This window comes from Rubrobacter taiwanensis, from assembly GCF_004337705.1.
Taxonomy (GTDB): domain Bacteria; phylum Actinomycetota; class Rubrobacteria; order Rubrobacterales; family Rubrobacteraceae; genus Rubrobacter_C; species Rubrobacter_C taiwanensis.
Genome location: NZ_SKBU01000008.1, coordinates 1 through 14868, shown reverse-complemented (window position 1 = coordinate 14868; position 14868 = coordinate 1). Strand labels below are relative to the sequence as shown.

Genomic DNA, 14868 nt, shown 5'->3' with positions numbered 1-14868 from the left:
GTCTCTAACTAACCCGCTGCTTCGGCGGTCTCGGCGGCGAGCCTCTCGGCCCGCTCCCGCGCCGCCAGCGCCCGGGTGAACTCCTCCAGCTCCCCGTTCAGGACCCCCTCCAGATCGTGCGAGGTCAGGGAGACGCGGTGATCCGTCACCCGGCTCTGCGGGAAGTTGTAGGTGCGGACCTTGGCCGAACGGTCACCGGTGCCGACCTGCGCCTGCCGCAGCGCACCCTCCCGCTCGGCCCGCTCGCGCATCTCACGCTCCAGCAGACGCGAGCGCAGGATGCGCAGCGCCTGCTCCTTGTTCTGCAGCTGGCTCTTCTCGTCCTGGCAGCTCACCACCAGCCCGGTCGGTTTGTGCGTGATCCTGACGGCCGAGTCCGTGGTGTTCACGCTCTGGCCCCCCGGACCACTGGAGCGGAATACGTCCACCTGCAGATCCTGAGGGTTTATCTCCACCTCGACCTCCTCCGCCTCCGGTAGCACGGCTACCGTGGCGGTAGAGGTGTGGATGCGCCCCTGACTCTCCGTCTTGGGTACCCGCTGCACCCGGTGCGTGCCGCCCTCGTGCTTGAAGACCGAGTAAGCTCCATCACCCTCTATCTCAACTATAACCTCTTTAAAGCCGCCGACCTCGGCCTCGCTGGAGGAGAGGATGCGGTGCCTGAATCCCAGGCGGTCGGCGTAGCGGGCATACATGTTGTAGAGGTCTCCGGCGAAGAGCGCGGCCTCGTCACCGCCGGTGCCGGCCCGGATCTCCAGTATCACGTCCTTCTCATCGTTCGGGTCGCGATCTATGATCTCGGCCCGGACCTCCTCCACCAGCTCCTCGGCCCGCTCCTCGTTGCTGCGGGCCTCCTCCAGGTAGAACTCCCGCTCCTCGGCCGACTCCGCCTGCGAGACGAGCTCCCGCGCCTCCCGTGCCTCCCGTACGGCGTCCAGCAGCTCCCGGCAGAGCTCCGCTCCCTTCCTCAGGCGGGCGTGCTCCCGGGCGAGCTCCGCGTAGCGCCGCCGGTCCGAGTAGATCTCCGGGTCGGAGAGCTCCCGCGTCAGCGCCTCGTAGCGCCCGATCGTCTCCTCCGCGAGCTTGATGACCTGTCCGTCCATGTCCCCTATATTACCAGCCTGCCGGTCGCATCCGGAGCTATCCTTGCCTCCCGCTCCATCGCCAGAACCTTCCTCAAAGCCGTCATGGCTACCTCCACCATCTCATCCGACGGCTCGCGCGTGGTGAGCTTCTGCATCTGGAGCCCCGGCCAGACCAAAACCTGAACCACAGGGTTACTCTGATTGCGGGCGCTCCACATTATGAACTCGAAGGCCAGCCCGGCGACCAGGGGGATGACGAGGATCCGGCTCAGCACCATCCAGAACCAGCCGGTTATAGGGAGCAGGCTAAAGATGAAGATGCTGGCTACCAGCACGTAGAGGATGAAGCTCGTTCCGCAGCGGACGTGCGTGGTATCCAGTCTGCGGGCGTTCTCGGGGACGAGCTCCTCTCCCCGTTCGTAGACCTTGATCGCCTTGTGCTCCGCGCCGTGGTAAGCGAAGAAGCGCTTGATGTCCCGGCTCAGGACCGAGATGCCCACGAGGTAGGCGACGAAGATCAGGACCCGGATGATCCCCTCGACGATGTTGAAGAGCAGCGGGTTGGTTATGACGCCGCCGAGCAGCCAGTCTATCCCCTTGGTACCCAGCACCGGGGCTGCGAGAAAGAGCGCCAGTCCCAGCACGAGCCCGAATCCTAAAGTCGCTGCGATCTCCTTCCGGGAGAGCTCGTCCTCCTCGCCGAGGGCGATGTTCGTGGAGATGGTCAGGGCTTTCATACCCAGCCACAGCGTCTCGGCCAGCGAGAGGAAGCCCCGGATCACGGGCAGCCGGAAGAGGGGGTTTCTGCGGGTTATGGAGTTGAAAGGTTCGGCCCGCACCTCCAGCTCGCCCTCGGGGTCGCGGACCGCCATGCTCCAGAAGTTCGGGGAGCGCATGAGAACGCCCTCCATAACGGCCTGTCCCCCGACCCTCATCATCCGCTCCCCTCCTCTTATGCCCCCGCTTTCCTACCCGTTCTTCCGGCGGCGCGCCAGACGGTCCTGGAATCGCTGCACCCGGCCTCCGCTGTCCACGATGCGCTGGCGGCCGGTGTAGAACGGGTGGCAGGCGGAGCAGACGTCCACCGTTATGACCTCTCCCGCCGTCGAGCGTGTCTCGAACTCATTACCGCAGCTGCAGCGCACGAGCGTCTTCGTGTATTCGGGGTGTATGCCCTGCTTCATGCCAGAAGAACCTCCGTCTCTCCGAATAAGGATCTCTAAAGTGTATTACCTCTGTCAACCACCCAGAAACGGCGGCCGCGCGCGGGAAGTTTCTCCGCGCGCGGCCGCGGCAGACCTCTAAACCCGGCCGCGCTGGCGCTGGATCTCGCGCAGAAACTCGGCGTTGGTCTTGGTCTCCTTCAGCTTGGCGATAAGGAGCTCCAGGCGAGCGGCGGGGTCCAGAGCGTTGAGGATATTGCGGACCTGCCACACCCGCTGGGCCTCGCCGGCCTCCATGAGCAGTTCCTCCTTGCGCGTGCCGGAGGACTCGATATCTATGGCCGGGTAGATGCGCTTGTTGGCCAGCTTGCGGTCCAGGTGCAGTTCCATGTTGCCGGTGCCCTTGAACTCCTCGTAGATAACCTCGTCCATGCGGCTTCCGGTCTCGACCAGCGCGCTCGCCACGATCGTCAGCGAGCCGCCGTTCTCGATATTGCGCGCCGCGCCGAAGAACTTCTTCGGCGGGTAGAGCGCCGTCGAGTCCACACCGCCGGAGAGGATCCGGCCCGAAGCCGGGGCCGCCAGGTTGTAGGCGCGGGCGAGCCGGGTGATGGAGTCCAGCAGCACCACGACGTCCTCACCCTCCTCGACCAGCCGCTTGATCCGCTCCAGCACCAGTTCGGCCACGGCGATGTGGTTGTCGGCGGGCTGGTCGAAAGTCGAGGAGATGACCTCCGCCTCCTGCACGCTCCTCTGCCAGTCGGTGACCTCCTCCGGCCGCTCATCCACGAGCAGCACGAAGAGCTTGACCTCCGGGTAGTTGAGCGCGATGGATTGCGCGATCTGCTTCAGGATCGTGGTCTTGCCCGCCTTCGGCGGGGAGACAACGAGCCCCCGCTGCCCCTTGCCGATGGGCGCAACCAGGTCGATGATCCGGGGCGCGATGTCGGTGGGCTTCCACTCCAGCCGCAGCCGCTCGTTCGGGTAGAGCGGCGTGAGGTCGTCGAAGTTCGGCCGCCAGCGGCCCTTCTTGGGCTCCCGGCCGTTTATGGACTCGATGCGCACCAGCGCGGCGTACTTCTCGCCGTCGCGCGCGGGGCGCACCTGACCGGAGATCAGGTCCCCCCGCCTCAGGTTGAAGCGCTTTATCTGGGAGGTGGAGACGTAGATGTCCTTGCCGCTCTGGCTGTAGCCGCTGGTGCGCAGGAAGCCGAAGCCGTCGGGGAGGATGTCCAGAACGCCGCTCTGAACGGCTCCCTCGCCCTTCTCCCTCCGCTGCTGCTCCGGAGGCCTCTGCTGCGGCCGCTCCTCCGGCTTCTGCTCGGCGGGCGGCTGCTCCACGACCGCCGTGTCGGCCTCGCCCCAGGCATCCACCTCCGGGCTCTTCCGGGCCGCCTCCTCCGCGGATCCGTCCCGCTCCGCGACGGCGACGGCGGTCTGACGCTCCTGTTCCGCGGCAGCCGGGCCATCCGTCGCAGCGGCCTGCTGCTCTGCGGCCTGCCGGGTGGCGACCTCGTATATCTTCTGGGCCAGCTCGCTCTTGCGGTACTTCCGGTACTGCTTGATGCCCAGCTGGGAGGCGATCTGGTGCAGATCGCTCAAGCGCTTGCGCTCAAGGGTAGCCAACTCAGTCATGCTCTCTCTTACCTCGCTTATACGTTCGAGAAAACGATCTCTTCCCTGAAAATCCCCTAGAGCTGGATGCCCTGCGCCTCCGCCCCGAGCTCCAGCATGTGGATCGTGTCTATAAACCGCACCGTCCGGGGCTTCGTAGACATTACCACCGAATGTGTCCTGCCACCACCCCGGAAGTAGCGGACCCCCCGCAGAGGATCTCCCTGCGTTATGCCGGTCGCCACGAAGACGACGTCGTCGCCCTGGATGAGATCCTCGGTGGTGAACTTCCGGTCCGGATCGTCGATGCCGACCTCGCGCAGCTGGTCGACCTGCTGCCGACGGGTGGGCCACATCTTGGCCTGCATCTCCCCGCCGAGGCATTTTATCACAGCGGCGGCCAGCATTCCCTCGGAGGTCCCTCCGATGCCGATCACGGCGTGCAGCCCCGTCCCGCGCATCCCGACGGCTATGGCCGGGGTGAGGTCCCCCTCGGAGCGGAGCTGGATCCTGGCCCCCACCCGCCGGATCTCCTCTATGAGATCCTCGTGCCGCGGCCGATCCAGCACGGCGACCGTGATCTCCGAGGGCCTGCGCTCCATCGCGGAGGCGATGGCCTCTATGTTCTCCCCGATCGGCGCGTCGATGTCTATGCTCCCACACACCCGGGGGCCGACGATGATCTTCTTCATGTACATGTCCGGGACACGCAGGATGCTCCCCCGCGGAGCGAAGGCCGCAGCGGAGACAGATCCCTCCTGCCCCTTGGCCAGCAGGTTCAAACCCTCAACGGGCTCCACGGCGAGATCCAGCTCCACCCCCCCGGCCCCAAGCTCCTCCCCCACGGAGAGCCCGGCGAACTCCTCCGGAGACTCAACCTCCAGACGCTCGCGCTTTACGACCGCCACGCGCGCCGAGATGCGCAGCTTGCCGATCTCGCGCCGGAAAGCCTCCTCGGCCAGACTGTAGGCCCGCTCCGGAACGCCCGACCCCTCGAGACGGGCTACCTCCAGAGCGACCTTCTCGGTCACCACGGAGTGCCCTACGGCCGAGGCTTCCAGAGATCCCGGATGGGGCTCGGTAACGCTCAAGATGAGATCACCCACCTCCCATTCCTGTTGAGAGACTGCCGGGTAGCAGGCCCCTCAGCAGGACCAATTAGCGGTTAGAGCTGCGTGAGACTGCGAAGGGATCCCGAGAATCCCCGAAGCTGCGTCTTGCGCCGAGATTATACCGCATGCTCCCCCGTCCGGCTACGAGCCTCCCTCAAGCTCTCGTTCAGTTGCAGGAAGCGTCCTCCACCGCTCCGCGGGCCAGCTCCAGCAGCGCGGAGTCAAGCCCCCGGGCCACCGGCTCGTTGTCGCAGTAGACGACCCCGACACCCCTCTCCGCAGCGCGGCGGGTCACCACGTCCACAGCGGCGGCCTTTATCTCGGTGAGATATGCGTCCACTTCCCCCACCGCCTCCAGATCTTGCGCGAGCAGCCTCCGGTTGGAGAGGTTGCCGGAGACGGCGGCCACCTCGCAGCCGAACTCCCGCTCCAGATACCCCGCGAGCTTCTCCAGCATGCTCCCGGGAGCGGTGGAGACATAGGCTACGCGCAGCCCCTCCACGCTCTCCGCGGGCCGGGGGCGGAAGACGGTGGGGATGACCCGGATCTCAGGCTTCACCTCCCGGACCAGAGCCGTTATCTCCTCCACCCGCTCCGGGGCCGCCATCGGCTCCTCGCTCATGGTGAGGATGAGCAGGTCGGAGATCAGGACGCGGTAAGCTCCCAGATACCCCGCGATGTACTCCGGGTCCTGATGCGCCCCGGCCACGAGCACCCGGCGCTGTACCGCTACGGGCGGGACGGCCGCTCCGGAACCGTCGAAGACGGTCATGGAGGTCTCGAGCGTGTCCGCGATCTTCGCGCCCTCCAGCACGTTGGATATGAAGGGCTCGCCCGCGAGCCCCCCGCCGCACCGGCGGCAGCCGACGGTCACGACCCGGCTGAGCGCCGCGGTCTCGTAGTAATCGCTGGCGGCGTGCGCCCCCTTCTCCAGCGCCTCAAGCAGATACCCGCTGCCGAGCTGCATCAGGTGCCCGTTCAGAACCTCCGGATGCTCGGGTCCGCCGCGCCCCATCGAAACGACGGCGGGATCGAACCCCTCCTGTGCCAGCAGGCGGGCCAGGTATCCGGCCACGGCGGTCTTCCCCACGCGCTTGCCGGTCCCGATCACAGCCAGAGACGGCTTGGTCGAGACGCGGCGGAAGCCGGGCGGGCGCAGCTCGAAATCGCTGCCGATGTAGCGGGCTCCGGCGGCGAGCGCGTGCGAGGCCAGCCGCATCCGCTCCCGGTAGCCGATGACGGGCTCGTCCGAGAGGTCGGCGACCGCGTCGGCCGGATGCTCGGAGAGGGCCCGCCTCAGGGTCGCTACGGGGTCCGACCCCCGCACCAGCGGCACGCCGTAGTCCTCACCCCCGCTTATCTTCTCCGCGCCGCCCAAGAAGGCAGCGGCGACGCCCTCGGCCCCCAGCCGCTCCTCCACGCTCCGGATGGCCCGGCGTACCACGGGCGGATAGTGCTCGCCGTCTATGAGGAAGAGCACCCTCACCGCCGCTGCTCGCCGCCGGGACTGGCTACCTCGCTGTCTATGCGCTCCTCGAAGCGGGAGTACTCCCGCGTGCGGGAGTTGAAGTCCACGATGAGCTCCCGGTCCTTGAAGGGATACTTGCGGAACACCCGCACCCTTCCATCATCGACCTCGATGATGTTGTAGCAGGGCCGAGTGTTGCCGCGCAGCCGCGTAGTGGAAGCCGTGCCGGCGTTTACGATGAACATGTCCTCCAGCTTCCAGGAGTACGGCACGTGCTTGTGCCCGGAGAGAACCAGGTCCACGCCAGAATCCACCAGTATCTCTAGTATGTCCCCGGCGTCATAGATGATGTTGCGCTCCCGGCCCGTGCCGGGCAGGGGGATGAGGTGGTGGTGGATCACGAAGATCTTGAGCCTGTCCTGCGCACCGGAGAAGGTCTCGCGGATGAACTCATAGTGCTCGCGCCCGACCCGGCCGTCGTTCAGGTCCGGTTCGGAGGAGTCCACCCCCACCATGAGGATGTCGTCGAACTCCATGACGGAGAACCGGTCGCCGAAGAGCCGCTCGAAGTGTATGTAGCCGACGTTGCGCGAGTCGTGGTTGCCGGGGATGACCATCACGTGCTCGCAGCGAATCTTCTCCACGTACCGCGCCGCCTCCTCGAACTCCTGCCGGTAACCGGCGTTCGTGAGGTCGCCGGAGATCACGACCGCCGTCGGGTCCGCGTCGTTGATCTCCAGTATCGAGCGCTCCAGGAGATCCGGTACGAAGTACGGACTCCCGCAGTGGATGTCGCTGATCTGGCAGATGGTGACCCGGCCGTCCTTGTTCACGCTCCTCACCCCGGTCCTACGAGAATTCTACCGCAGGCTTCAGTTTAACCTATTCCCGGCGCTTTACGTCCCCGGTCCAGAGCCAGAGCCCCACCCCCCTCACGAGGGCGGCGGCCCTTCCCCCGACCACCAGAGCGATGCCCGCCAGCAGCGCCGCTCCGGCAGCGACCACCGCCCACCATCTGATATACGTGGAACTGGCCCGGACCTCCTCCCGCTCCCCTTCCGCGAGCCGCCAGATCGCAACACCTCCATCAACCCTCCCTCCCGGAGCTTCAGAGATGCGTCCGGGCATGACCAGCTTGTAGGCCGTCCCCCCGGATGCATCCCAGCCTTCCAAGCGGTCGGCGAACTCGTAGGTGACCCAGAAGCCCCGGTCCGTGGCGGCGAGCCGCATCCCGTCGCCCTCCCGCCGCAGGTCTTCGAATACCCGGCCCCGCACTACGCCCCTCCCCTCCAGGCTCACCCCGGGCTCCGGCAGCGACCAGGCGCGCTCCGGACTCAGCGGGATCCCTTCCCGCCCGGCGGAGATCATGACGCGCCGCTCGGCGCTCCCGTCCGGCCGCACGTGTGTCTCCACGGCGGTGTCAACCAGCTCCCCCGCCGCGCAGCCGGAGAGGGAAAGGATCAGAAATAGCGCTCCGGCGAGAGCGCCGAGCCTGCCACTCACATCCTCTCCGGAGCCTCCACACCCAGCAGCTCCAGCCCGGACTTGAGCACGGTCTTGGTGGCGGCGCAGAGGGCGAGCCGCCGCCGCTGCAGCGCCTCGTCCCCGACCAGCACGCGGTGAACGGTGTAGAACTGGTGGAACTTCGTGGCCAGCGCCTCCAGATATATCGGGACGGGGTGCACTTCGCGCCGGGCAGCGGCGCTCTCCAGAATGCGCGGATAGTCCAGCAGCTCCAGCACCAGCAGCCGCTCCTCCGGAGCGAACTCCCCTTCGGGCACCTCCCTAATCTCCTCCGGCCCGAGGCCCGCCCTGCGGAAGATGCTGGCTATCCGGGCGTGAGCGTACTGCACGTAGTAGACGGGGTTCTCGTCGGACTGCCGAACGGCCAGATCCAGATCGAAGTTCATCTCCGTCCGGTGCGAGGAGCGCACGAAGAAGTACCGGGCCACGTCCACCCCGACCTCGTCCAGCAGCTCGTCGAAGGTCACGAAGTTCCCGGCCCGCTTGCTGGCCTTGACCTGCCGGCCCTCACGCATGAGCTTAACAAGCCGCACGATCTCCACATCGAAGAAGTCCTCCGGGAGGCCGAGGGCGAGGAGGCCGGCCCGGATGCGCGGCGGATAACCGGCGTGGTCCGCTCCCCAGATATCCACCGCCCGGGCGAAGCCCCGCTCCCACTTGTTCAGGTGGTAGGCGAGATCCGGAGCCATGTAGGTGTAGCCGCCGTCGCTCTTGACCAGCACCCGGTCCTTGTCGTCGCCGAAGTCCGTGGAGCGCAGCCAGAGAGCCCCGTCCCTCTCGTAGGTGTAGCCGCCCTCCCTGAGACGCTCTACGACGCGCTCTACCTCGCCGGAGTCGTAGAGGCTCCGCTCGTTGAAGAAGATGTCGAAGGGCGTGCGGGCCCGCTTTAGCGTGCGCCGGATGTCCCTCATGCACCAGTCCGCGGCGAACTCGCTCAGCTCCCGTACCGCAGCCGCAGGCTCCATCTCCAGGTATCTCTCGCCGGCGCGGTCGGCCGCTGTGCGCGCGATCTCCGCTATGTACTCTCCCTTGTACAAGGCGTCCGGGTCGGAGACCGGCCACTCCCGGCCGTAGAGCTCCGCGTAGCGGGCGGCAACGGACTCCCCGAGGAGCCGGATCTGGTTCCCCCCGTCGTTGAAGTAGAACTCGCGCGAAACCTTGCGTCCGGCAGCCGCGAGGATGCGCGCCAGCGAGTCGCCGTAGGCCGCGTGCCGCCCATGCCCCACGTGGAGCGGGCCGGTGGGGTTGGCGCTCACAAACTCCAGGTTCACCGGCTTCCCGGACGGTTCCCGTCGGCCGTAGGCCTCACCCGACCGGAGCAGCACGGTGAGCTCGCCCGCCAGCGCTCCGGCTGAGAGCCAGAAGTTGATGAACCCCGGCCCGGCGACCTCGACCTTCTCTACGAACGCAGCGTCCAGAGCACCGGCTATCTCGCCAGCCACTTCACGCGGGTTGCGCCGGAAGGTGCGGGCGTGGGCCAGAGCCACGTTCGTCGCGTAGTCCCCGTGCCCCGGGTCGTTGGGCCGCTCAACGTGAACGCCGTCCAGCTCCAACCCGGTGGCGCTGCGCACCGCCCGCCGGACTTCCTCGGCGATCCGAGCCTCCATGCTCATGTCTCTTCAGCCCCTCCTCGCAACAGCTCGTCCAGGAGACGCCGGTTCTCTTCCCGCAGACGCCCGGTCTCGCGCTCGTCTTTCCTGAACTCCACGTCGAACACGTCGCCGGGCCGGGCGTCCGCAGGGAGCAGATCCCGGGGCACGTCGAAGGTCGTCCGGCCCAGAATCATGACGGCCCAACCGTTATCTTCGAAATGATCCAGCTGCACGCGCATACACGCTTATGATAGCAGTCCGCCTCGCGCCGGCGGCTTCACCAGTGGTACTTTTCGCCCCGCGAGATCTTCACGGCCCGGAAGAGCTGCTCCAGCAGCACGATCCGCGCCAGAGCGTGCGGCAGGGTTATGGGACCGAAGGAGACGCGCGCGTCGGCCCGCCGCAGGAGAGCCTCGTCCAGCCCGAGCGCACCCCCGATGACGAACGCCACGTGACTCCGCCCCTCCAGCCCCAGCCTTTCCAGCCGCTCCGCGAAAGCGGTGGAGGAGGTGGGCCTGCCCCGCTCGCGGTCGAGCGCCATCACATACGCCCCTTCGGGGAGCCGCCTCCGCAGTCGCTCTGATTCGGCCATCAGAACCTCCTCCGGCGTCCGGCGGTTCAGGTCTTCTTCGGCAACCTCGGCCACCTCCACGGGGAAGTACCTCCGGAGCCGCCGCAGGTAGTCCTCCGAGCCCTCCCGGGCCCACCCCTTCAGGCTCCCGACCGCCAGAACGGTGGCCCGGCGGATCATCCCGCATCGAAGAGCGCCGGCTCGACGGCGGTCCGCCCGCCCGCCCCAACCCAGGGGATCGGTCGCTCCCGCCGCGCCACGTGCACCCGGACGCGCTCAAAACCCGCCGCCCGCAGCACCCGCCGCACCGTCCCCAAAGCCCGGGCCGGGGAGTTGTTGGTCCTGGAGAGGTGGGCCAGCACCAGATCTTCGAGCCCACCCGAGGCCAGCGCCAGCGCCGCCTCGGCCGCCTGCACGTTCGAGAGATGCCCCCTTTCGGAAGCGACCCTGCGCTTGAGGCGCTCGGGATAGGGCCCGTGCCACAGCCACTCCGGGTCGTGGTTCGCCTCCAGCACCACGACCGCCGCACCGCGCAGCCGCTCCAGCACCTCCGGCGTGACCTCTCCGAGGTCGGTCGCCAACGCCACGGTCCGCTCCCCGCCGGAGAGCCGGATTCCGCACGCCGGAGAGTCGTGCGGCACCGGGAAGAACTCGGCCACCAGGCCGCCAAAATCCAGAGCCTCCCCGGCCTCGACCCGGCGGGCCCCGATCTCCTCCGCCACGCCCGGCCCGGCATAGACTTCCGTCCCGCACTCCCGGACGAGCCGCCGGATCCCGGAGGTGTGGTCACTATGGCCGTGGGTGACCAGCACGGCGTCCACGCTCTCCAGCCTGCGTCCGAGGCGCTCGACCAGCCCCCGCAACCGGCGGCAGGAGATCCCGGCGTCCACGAGCACGCTCGCACCTCTCGCTTCCACCAGGGTGGCGTTTCCGGAGCTGCCGCTGGCGAGGACGCTCAGCCGCAAGCCCGCGGCTCCGTTGCGGGAACTACCCTCTGCATCCGGGACATGTTAGCACGTTGCGAGGCCCGGCCGGCCTCAGGAGGGGATCGTCTCTCCCTCGACCATCTCCCCCTGCACCACGATCCGGTCCCGGTAGTCCGGGAGGGTGCAGGTCTGGAGCGTGACGATATTCCTGCCCTCCACCGGGTTCATCACCTCCACGTCGTAGGGGTCGGTGACGAGCGTGCGGGTGACCCGGTAGGTATACTCATTCCCGGCGGCGTCGCGGAGTATGATCTCATCCCCTTCTTCCAGCCTGTCCAGATCGTAGAAGATCCGGTACGAACCCGTGCCCGGGTAGCCGAGCCGGTGGCCGGCGATGTAGGTGTTCGCGCCCTCCTGCCAAGGAAACCCCGTAGCCGGAACGTGCACGGCCGAGTCGGTGAGCGCCTCTTCGGAGAGGGAGTTGTAAACCTCCACATTCTCAAGCCCGATCTTCGGGACCGTGAGGTAGAGCGTCTTGTCCTCCGGGCCGCCGGGGTCCCGCCCGAAATTGAACGGCTTGACGGCCGGTATGGCACCGGCCGAGCCGCCGGTCCTGAAGAACCGGGCCGTCTCGGGCGTGTAGTCCTCGGCGGCCGGGTCGTCCCAATCCCTGAACTCCGGCGGCCCCTGCAGATTCTCCAGGTCGGGGGTAGCGGCCTCGGAGGCGGCCTCTATCCTCTCCTGCAGATCGTCGCTTCCGCCGGCGACCCCGGATCGTTCGGAAGCGTTCTCAGAAGGGCCGGATGCTCTCTCCTGGGTGCCGGTGCAGCCCGCCAGCACGAGGACGGCGGCGAGCAGCAGGGCGGCGAGTGCCGCCCTGCTGCCCGGAGAGAGCACGGTGCGTCCGATCAAACCGGGCGGTGCGTCCCGCCGGCGACCGGACCGCCGGTGTCCATCATCTCGCCCATGCCGAGGAACGGCGCGACGGCCGCGAGCACCTCGTCCACGGTGAGCGCCGCCGGGAAAGCCTCGGTCGTCGGGGGAACGAACCCGAGCAGGTTTCTAACCGAGACCACGTGCTCGCCCTCGACGCCCGCGATGCTCCCGGCGGCGGCCAGGACCGTCGGGTCTTGTATAAGCGGGCCGGCACCGATGTATGCGCCCTGGCCCGTGGGCTCCAGGACGCTCGCCAGCTCCAGAACCCCCTGCTGGCTGGCGAGCGACTCCGGCGGGAAGGTGAACTCCGGCTTCTCCACCGGCGTGCCGCCGAACTGCTCGATCAGATCGATGATCGCCTCGGCGTGCGCGATCTCGTGGTCGCGCAGATTGGTCACCACGCCCAGAGCGGAGCCCGAGAGAACCCCGGCATCCACCGCCTGCGTGTAGAACTCCGCCTCCAGGAACTCCAGCGTGAGGGCGAAGTTGGCTATGTCTATGTCGTCTTTGATCTCGCCGAGCTGCGCTCCCGCCGGGCGGGACAGCATCATGCCGCCGGCGGCCGCCCCGATGCCGGCCGCGGCGAGAGTCTTCAAGAAGTCCCTCCGGCTGTGAGGCCGGGAGAGCACCCCCGCACCCGGAACCTCTATCTTCTGGTTAGCCATGGTCAGCTACTCCCTCCTTAACCTACGCCGAACGGCGCTACGGCTTCCTGCACCTGCGGCAGCGGCAGAGCCTCCTCGAAGGCCACGTTGTTGGGCGGGTCTATGCCCAGCAGGATCTTGATCCCGTTCCAGTGCTCGCACTCGGAGTTGTGGATCGAGAGCGCCGCGCCCAGGATCTCCTTGCTCTCCAGCGCCGGAGCCGCACCCTGATACGCGCCGATGCCGACCGGCTCGAAGGTGTTCGCCAGGTCCAGGAAGGCGGCCGTGTCCTCGAAGACACCATCCGGATAGGTGAAGTCCGGCGTGGCCGGCACCTCGGCCCCGAGCTGCTGCAATGTGGCGGCCAGCGCGTCGGCGTGCGCGAACTCGTGGTCGCGAATGGCCTGGATCTGCGCCAGGGCGTCGCCGCTTACCACGCCCATGTCCGCACCCATCTGGTAGAAGGTGCCTTCCAACAGCTCCAGCTGGTAGGCGAACTGCAGGATGGCCGCATCACCGAGCCCCTGATAGGTCTCGAACGGCTCGCCGCCCTCCTGCGCGCCGGCGTACCGGGTCGCCCAGCCGATGCCTCCGATCCCGGCGGCGGCGAGCGCAGCACCCGCCCAGGCGGCGGTCTTGATGAAGTTACGCCGCGACACCTCCAGACCGGGCCTCGTCCCGGCCAGGTGTATGCGGCCCCTCGCCTCGCTCATTCTCCCACTCCTTTCTCTACTCCACAGGGCCATCAGAGCTCTTCGCGTGTTCCTACGGACGCTTATCCGGCCCGGATCATTCTCCGGCCTGAATCTCCGGACTTCTGAAGACGTGATCTGGCGCCGCCGGAAACCCGTAGAATGCAGGTGTGGCGAAGGGCACCCAACAATACCTGCTGCTGGCGGACGAGGATCTGATCTCTCTGGTCGCTGCCCGAGACTCATCGGCATTCGCCACGCTCTACGATCGGCACGGCCGCGCCGCCTACTCGCTGGCCTACCGGATGATGGGCGACCGGCAGGCGGCCGAAGACCTGGCACAGGAGGCCTTCCTGGAGGTCTGGCGGGCGGCGCGCAGCTACCGGGCAGAGCGCGGCAGCGTCAGGACGTGGATCCTCTCCATAGTCCACAACCGGGGCATAGACCAGCTCCGGTCGGCGGCTTCCCGCCGCCGGACGCAGGAGCGGGTGCGCACCACCGCCCAGACCTCGCAGCCGAGCGAGGCGTTCAGAGAGGTTTGGGGAAACACCCGGCGGGAGCAGGTGCGGGCAGCGCTCCGGCACCTGCCGCCGGAACAGCTGAAGGTGCTGGAGCTGGCGTATTTCTCGGGCTACACTCACGCCGAGATCGCGGAGATGCTGGATATCCCGCTCGGCACCGTGAAGGGCAGGATGAGGCTGGGTCTGAAGAAGATCAGAGAGTTCTTTGAGAGCCAGGGAATGGGGGTGCCGGGTTGACCCCTATGGACCGTGCAAGGTTCGACGATCTGAAAGAGGCGTACGTTCTGAAGGCACTCCCGGAAGAGGAGAAGCGGGAGTTTGAGACCTACCTGGCCGCACACCCGGAGCTCCAGAGCGAGATAGACGAGCTCGCCACCGTGGCGGACCTGCTGGCTCTGGGCTGTGAGGAGCACGAGCCGCCGCCGGAGCTGCGGCGGAACCTCCTCTCGCTCGTGGAGCCCGAGGCCCGCCGGTCGGCGCGGGGAGCGCTGTGGCCTTCGCTCCCGGCCCGTATCCGGGCGGCTCTGAGCTGGCAGCGGCTGGCCGCCGGAATGGCCGCCGTAGTGCTGGCCGGGCTGCTCATCTGGAATGTCGCACTGATGAGCCAGCTCCAGGAGCAGCGGACCTACGAGCTCGTCTCTGCAGAGACCTCGGCCCCGGTAGGAGAGATCGTGCACATGGAGGAGACCGGCGAGACCGTCCTGATGGCGCGAAACATCCCGGAGCTGCCGGAGGACAGGACGTACGAGATCTGGGTCATCCGCGATGGTGAACCGGTCCCGAGCGGCCTCTTCGAGGTCCACAACGGGCGCGCCGCCGCCCCCGTGACGACCCCCATCGAGGGAGCGGAGCTCGTAGCCGTGACCGAAGAGCCTGCGGGCGGCTCTCCCGCACCGACGAGCGATCCCGTCTACGTGGCCGAGCTGTAGCCCTAGTACTACAGTTGTAGATAGTGGTATGCTCTGGCATCATGCTCACTCCTGCTAAAGGAGGACGGACATGGTGCGACACCCGGTGGAT

17 protein-coding genes are annotated in these 14868 nt (G+C 67.4%); 2 read left to right on the top strand and 15 right to left on the bottom strand.

Annotated elements, in window-relative coordinates; translation table 11 throughout:
* Positions 1 to 8: 8 nt before the first annotated feature.
* From prfA to E0L93_RS04380, 15 genes are all read right to left on the bottom strand, one after another.
* Complete coding sequence (gene prfA / locus E0L93_RS04450; RefSeq protein ID WP_132689071.1) at positions 9 to 1103, bottom strand: peptide chain release factor 1; 1095 nt, start codon at positions 1101 to 1103, stop codon at positions 9 to 11.
* Positions 1104 to 1108: 5 nt separating this feature from the next.
* Positions 1109 to 2023, bottom strand: coding sequence for a DUF1385 domain-containing protein (locus E0L93_RS04445; protein ID WP_132689068.1), 915 nt, complete (start codon positions 2021 to 2023; stop codon positions 1109 to 1111).
* A 30-nt stretch (positions 2024 to 2053) separates the two neighbouring features.
* Positions 2054 to 2269: a 50S ribosomal protein L31 gene (gene rpmE, locus E0L93_RS04440; protein ID WP_132689065.1), complete on the bottom strand. Its 216-nt coding sequence runs from the start codon at positions 2267 to 2269 to the stop codon at positions 2054 to 2056.
* Positions 2270 to 2386: 117 nt separating this feature from the next.
* Positions 2387 to 3883 (bottom strand): transcription termination factor Rho, encoded by a 1497-nt coding sequence (rho, locus tag E0L93_RS04435; protein WP_132689062.1) that lies wholly within the window; start codon positions 3881 to 3883, stop codon positions 2387 to 2389.
* A 56-nt stretch (positions 3884 to 3939) separates the two neighbouring features.
* Positions 3940 to 4953, bottom strand: coding sequence for a fructose-bisphosphatase class II family protein (locus E0L93_RS04430; protein ID WP_165874157.1), 1014 nt, complete (start codon positions 4951 to 4953; stop codon positions 3940 to 3942).
* 187 nt (positions 4954 to 5140) lie between these two features.
* Positions 5141 to 6460: a 2,3-diphosphoglycerate synthetase gene (locus tag E0L93_RS04425; protein WP_132689057.1), complete on the bottom strand. Its 1320-nt coding sequence runs from the start codon at positions 6458 to 6460 to the stop codon at positions 5141 to 5143.
* Positions 6457 to 7284 carry a metallophosphoesterase family protein gene (locus E0L93_RS04420; protein WP_243638108.1) on the bottom strand — a complete coding sequence of 276 codons (828 nt, stop codon included), beginning with the start codon at positions 7282 to 7284 and terminating at the stop codon, positions 6457 to 6459. Before E0L93_RS04420 ends, E0L93_RS04425 begins: the two co-directional genes overlap by 4 nt.
* Before the next feature lie 40 nt (positions 7285 to 7324).
* On the bottom strand, positions 7325 to 7945 hold the full coding sequence (locus E0L93_RS04415) for a hypothetical protein (RefSeq protein ID WP_132689054.1): 621 nt from the start codon (positions 7943 to 7945) through the stop codon (positions 7325 to 7327).
* Positions 7942 to 9579, bottom strand: a complete 1638-nt coding sequence (gene argS / locus E0L93_RS04410) for an arginine--tRNA ligase (protein WP_132689052.1) — start codon at positions 9577 to 9579, stop codon at positions 7942 to 7944. Before argS ends, E0L93_RS04415 begins: the two co-directional genes overlap by 4 nt.
* Entirely contained in the window at positions 9576 to 9797 is a 222-nt protein-coding gene (locus E0L93_RS04405) for a DUF3006 domain-containing protein (RefSeq protein ID WP_132689049.1), read from the bottom strand. The genes argS and E0L93_RS04405 overlap by 4 nt, the downstream gene beginning before the upstream one ends.
* 38 nt (positions 9798 to 9835) lie before the next feature.
* Entirely contained in the window at positions 9836 to 10309 is a 474-nt protein-coding gene (locus E0L93_RS04400; protein ID WP_207890324.1) for a 23S rRNA (pseudouridine(1915)-N(3))-methyltransferase RlmH, read from the bottom strand.
* A complete protein-coding gene (locus E0L93_RS04395; protein ID WP_132689046.1) occupies positions 10306 to 11094 on the bottom strand; it encodes an MBL fold metallo-hydrolase in 789 nt (262 codons plus the stop codon). The genes E0L93_RS04400 and E0L93_RS04395 overlap by 4 nt, the downstream gene beginning before the upstream one ends.
* A 72-nt stretch (positions 11095 to 11166) precedes the next feature.
* Positions 11167 to 11967, bottom strand: a complete 801-nt coding sequence (locus E0L93_RS04390) for a sortase (protein ID WP_243638107.1) — start codon at positions 11965 to 11967, stop codon at positions 11167 to 11169.
* Positions 11964 to 12656: a ferritin-like domain-containing protein gene (locus E0L93_RS04385; RefSeq protein WP_132689043.1), complete on the bottom strand. Its 693-nt coding sequence runs from the start codon at positions 12654 to 12656 to the stop codon at positions 11964 to 11966. The genes E0L93_RS04390 and E0L93_RS04385 overlap by 4 nt, the downstream gene beginning before the upstream one ends.
* A 17-nt stretch (positions 12657 to 12673) precedes the next feature.
* Positions 12674 to 13348, bottom strand: a complete 675-nt coding sequence (locus E0L93_RS04380; RefSeq protein WP_165874156.1) for a ferritin-like domain-containing protein — start codon at positions 13346 to 13348, stop codon at positions 12674 to 12676.
* 149 nt (positions 13349 to 13497) lie between these two features.
* Here E0L93_RS04380 and E0L93_RS04375 point away from each other — a divergent pair, with 149 nt between their 5' ends.
* Together E0L93_RS04375 and E0L93_RS04370 are read left to right on the top strand one after the other, a co-directional pair.
* Complete coding sequence (locus E0L93_RS04375) at positions 13498 to 14085, top strand: sigma-70 family RNA polymerase sigma factor (RefSeq protein WP_132689037.1); 588 nt, start codon at positions 13498 to 13500, stop codon at positions 14083 to 14085.
* Positions 14086 to 14090: 5 nt separating this feature from the next.
* Positions 14091 to 14777 carry an anti-sigma factor gene (locus tag E0L93_RS04370; RefSeq protein WP_132689034.1) on the top strand — a complete coding sequence of 229 codons (687 nt, stop codon included), beginning with the start codon at positions 14091 to 14093 and terminating at the stop codon, positions 14775 to 14777.
* The last annotated feature ends 91 nt before the right edge of the window (positions 14778 to 14868 follow it).

Bases quoted from the DNA above. Each gene is read 5' to 3' on its own strand.
- E0L93_RS04405 (WP_132689049.1), bottom strand. From the start codon at position 9,797: ATGCGCGTGCAGCTGGATCATTTCGAAGATAACGGTTGGGCCGTCATG.
- E0L93_RS04385 (WP_132689043.1), bottom strand. From the start codon at position 12,656: ATGGCTAACCAGAAGATAGAGGTTCCGGGTGCGGGGGTGCTCTCCCGG.
- E0L93_RS04445 (WP_132689068.1), bottom strand. From the start codon at position 2,023: ATGATGAGGGTCGGGGGACAGGCCGTTATGGAGGGCGTTCTCATGCGC.
- E0L93_RS04380 (WP_165874156.1), bottom strand. From the start codon at position 13,348: ATGAGCGAGGCGAGGGGCCGCATACACCTGGCCGGGACGAGGCCCGGT.
- E0L93_RS04400 (WP_207890324.1), bottom strand. From the start codon at position 10,309: ATGATCCGCCGGGCCACCGTTCTGGCGGTCGGGAGCCTGAAGGGGTGG.
- rpmE (WP_132689065.1), bottom strand. From the start codon at position 2,269: ATGAAGCAGGGCATACACCCCGAATACACGAAGACGCTCGTGCGCTGC.
- E0L93_RS04370 (WP_132689034.1), top strand. From the start codon at position 14,091: ATGGACCGTGCAAGGTTCGACGATCTGAAAGAGGCGTACGTTCTGAAG.
- rho (WP_132689062.1), bottom strand. From the start codon at position 3,883: ATGACTGAGTTGGCTACCCTTGAGCGCAAGCGCTTGAGCGATCTGCAC.
- prfA (WP_132689071.1), bottom strand. From the start codon at position 1,103: ATGGACGGACAGGTCATCAAGCTCGCGGAGGAGACGATCGGGCGCTAC.
- argS (WP_132689052.1), bottom strand. From the start codon at position 9,579: ATGAGCATGGAGGCTCGGATCGCCGAGGAAGTCCGGCGGGCGGTGCGC.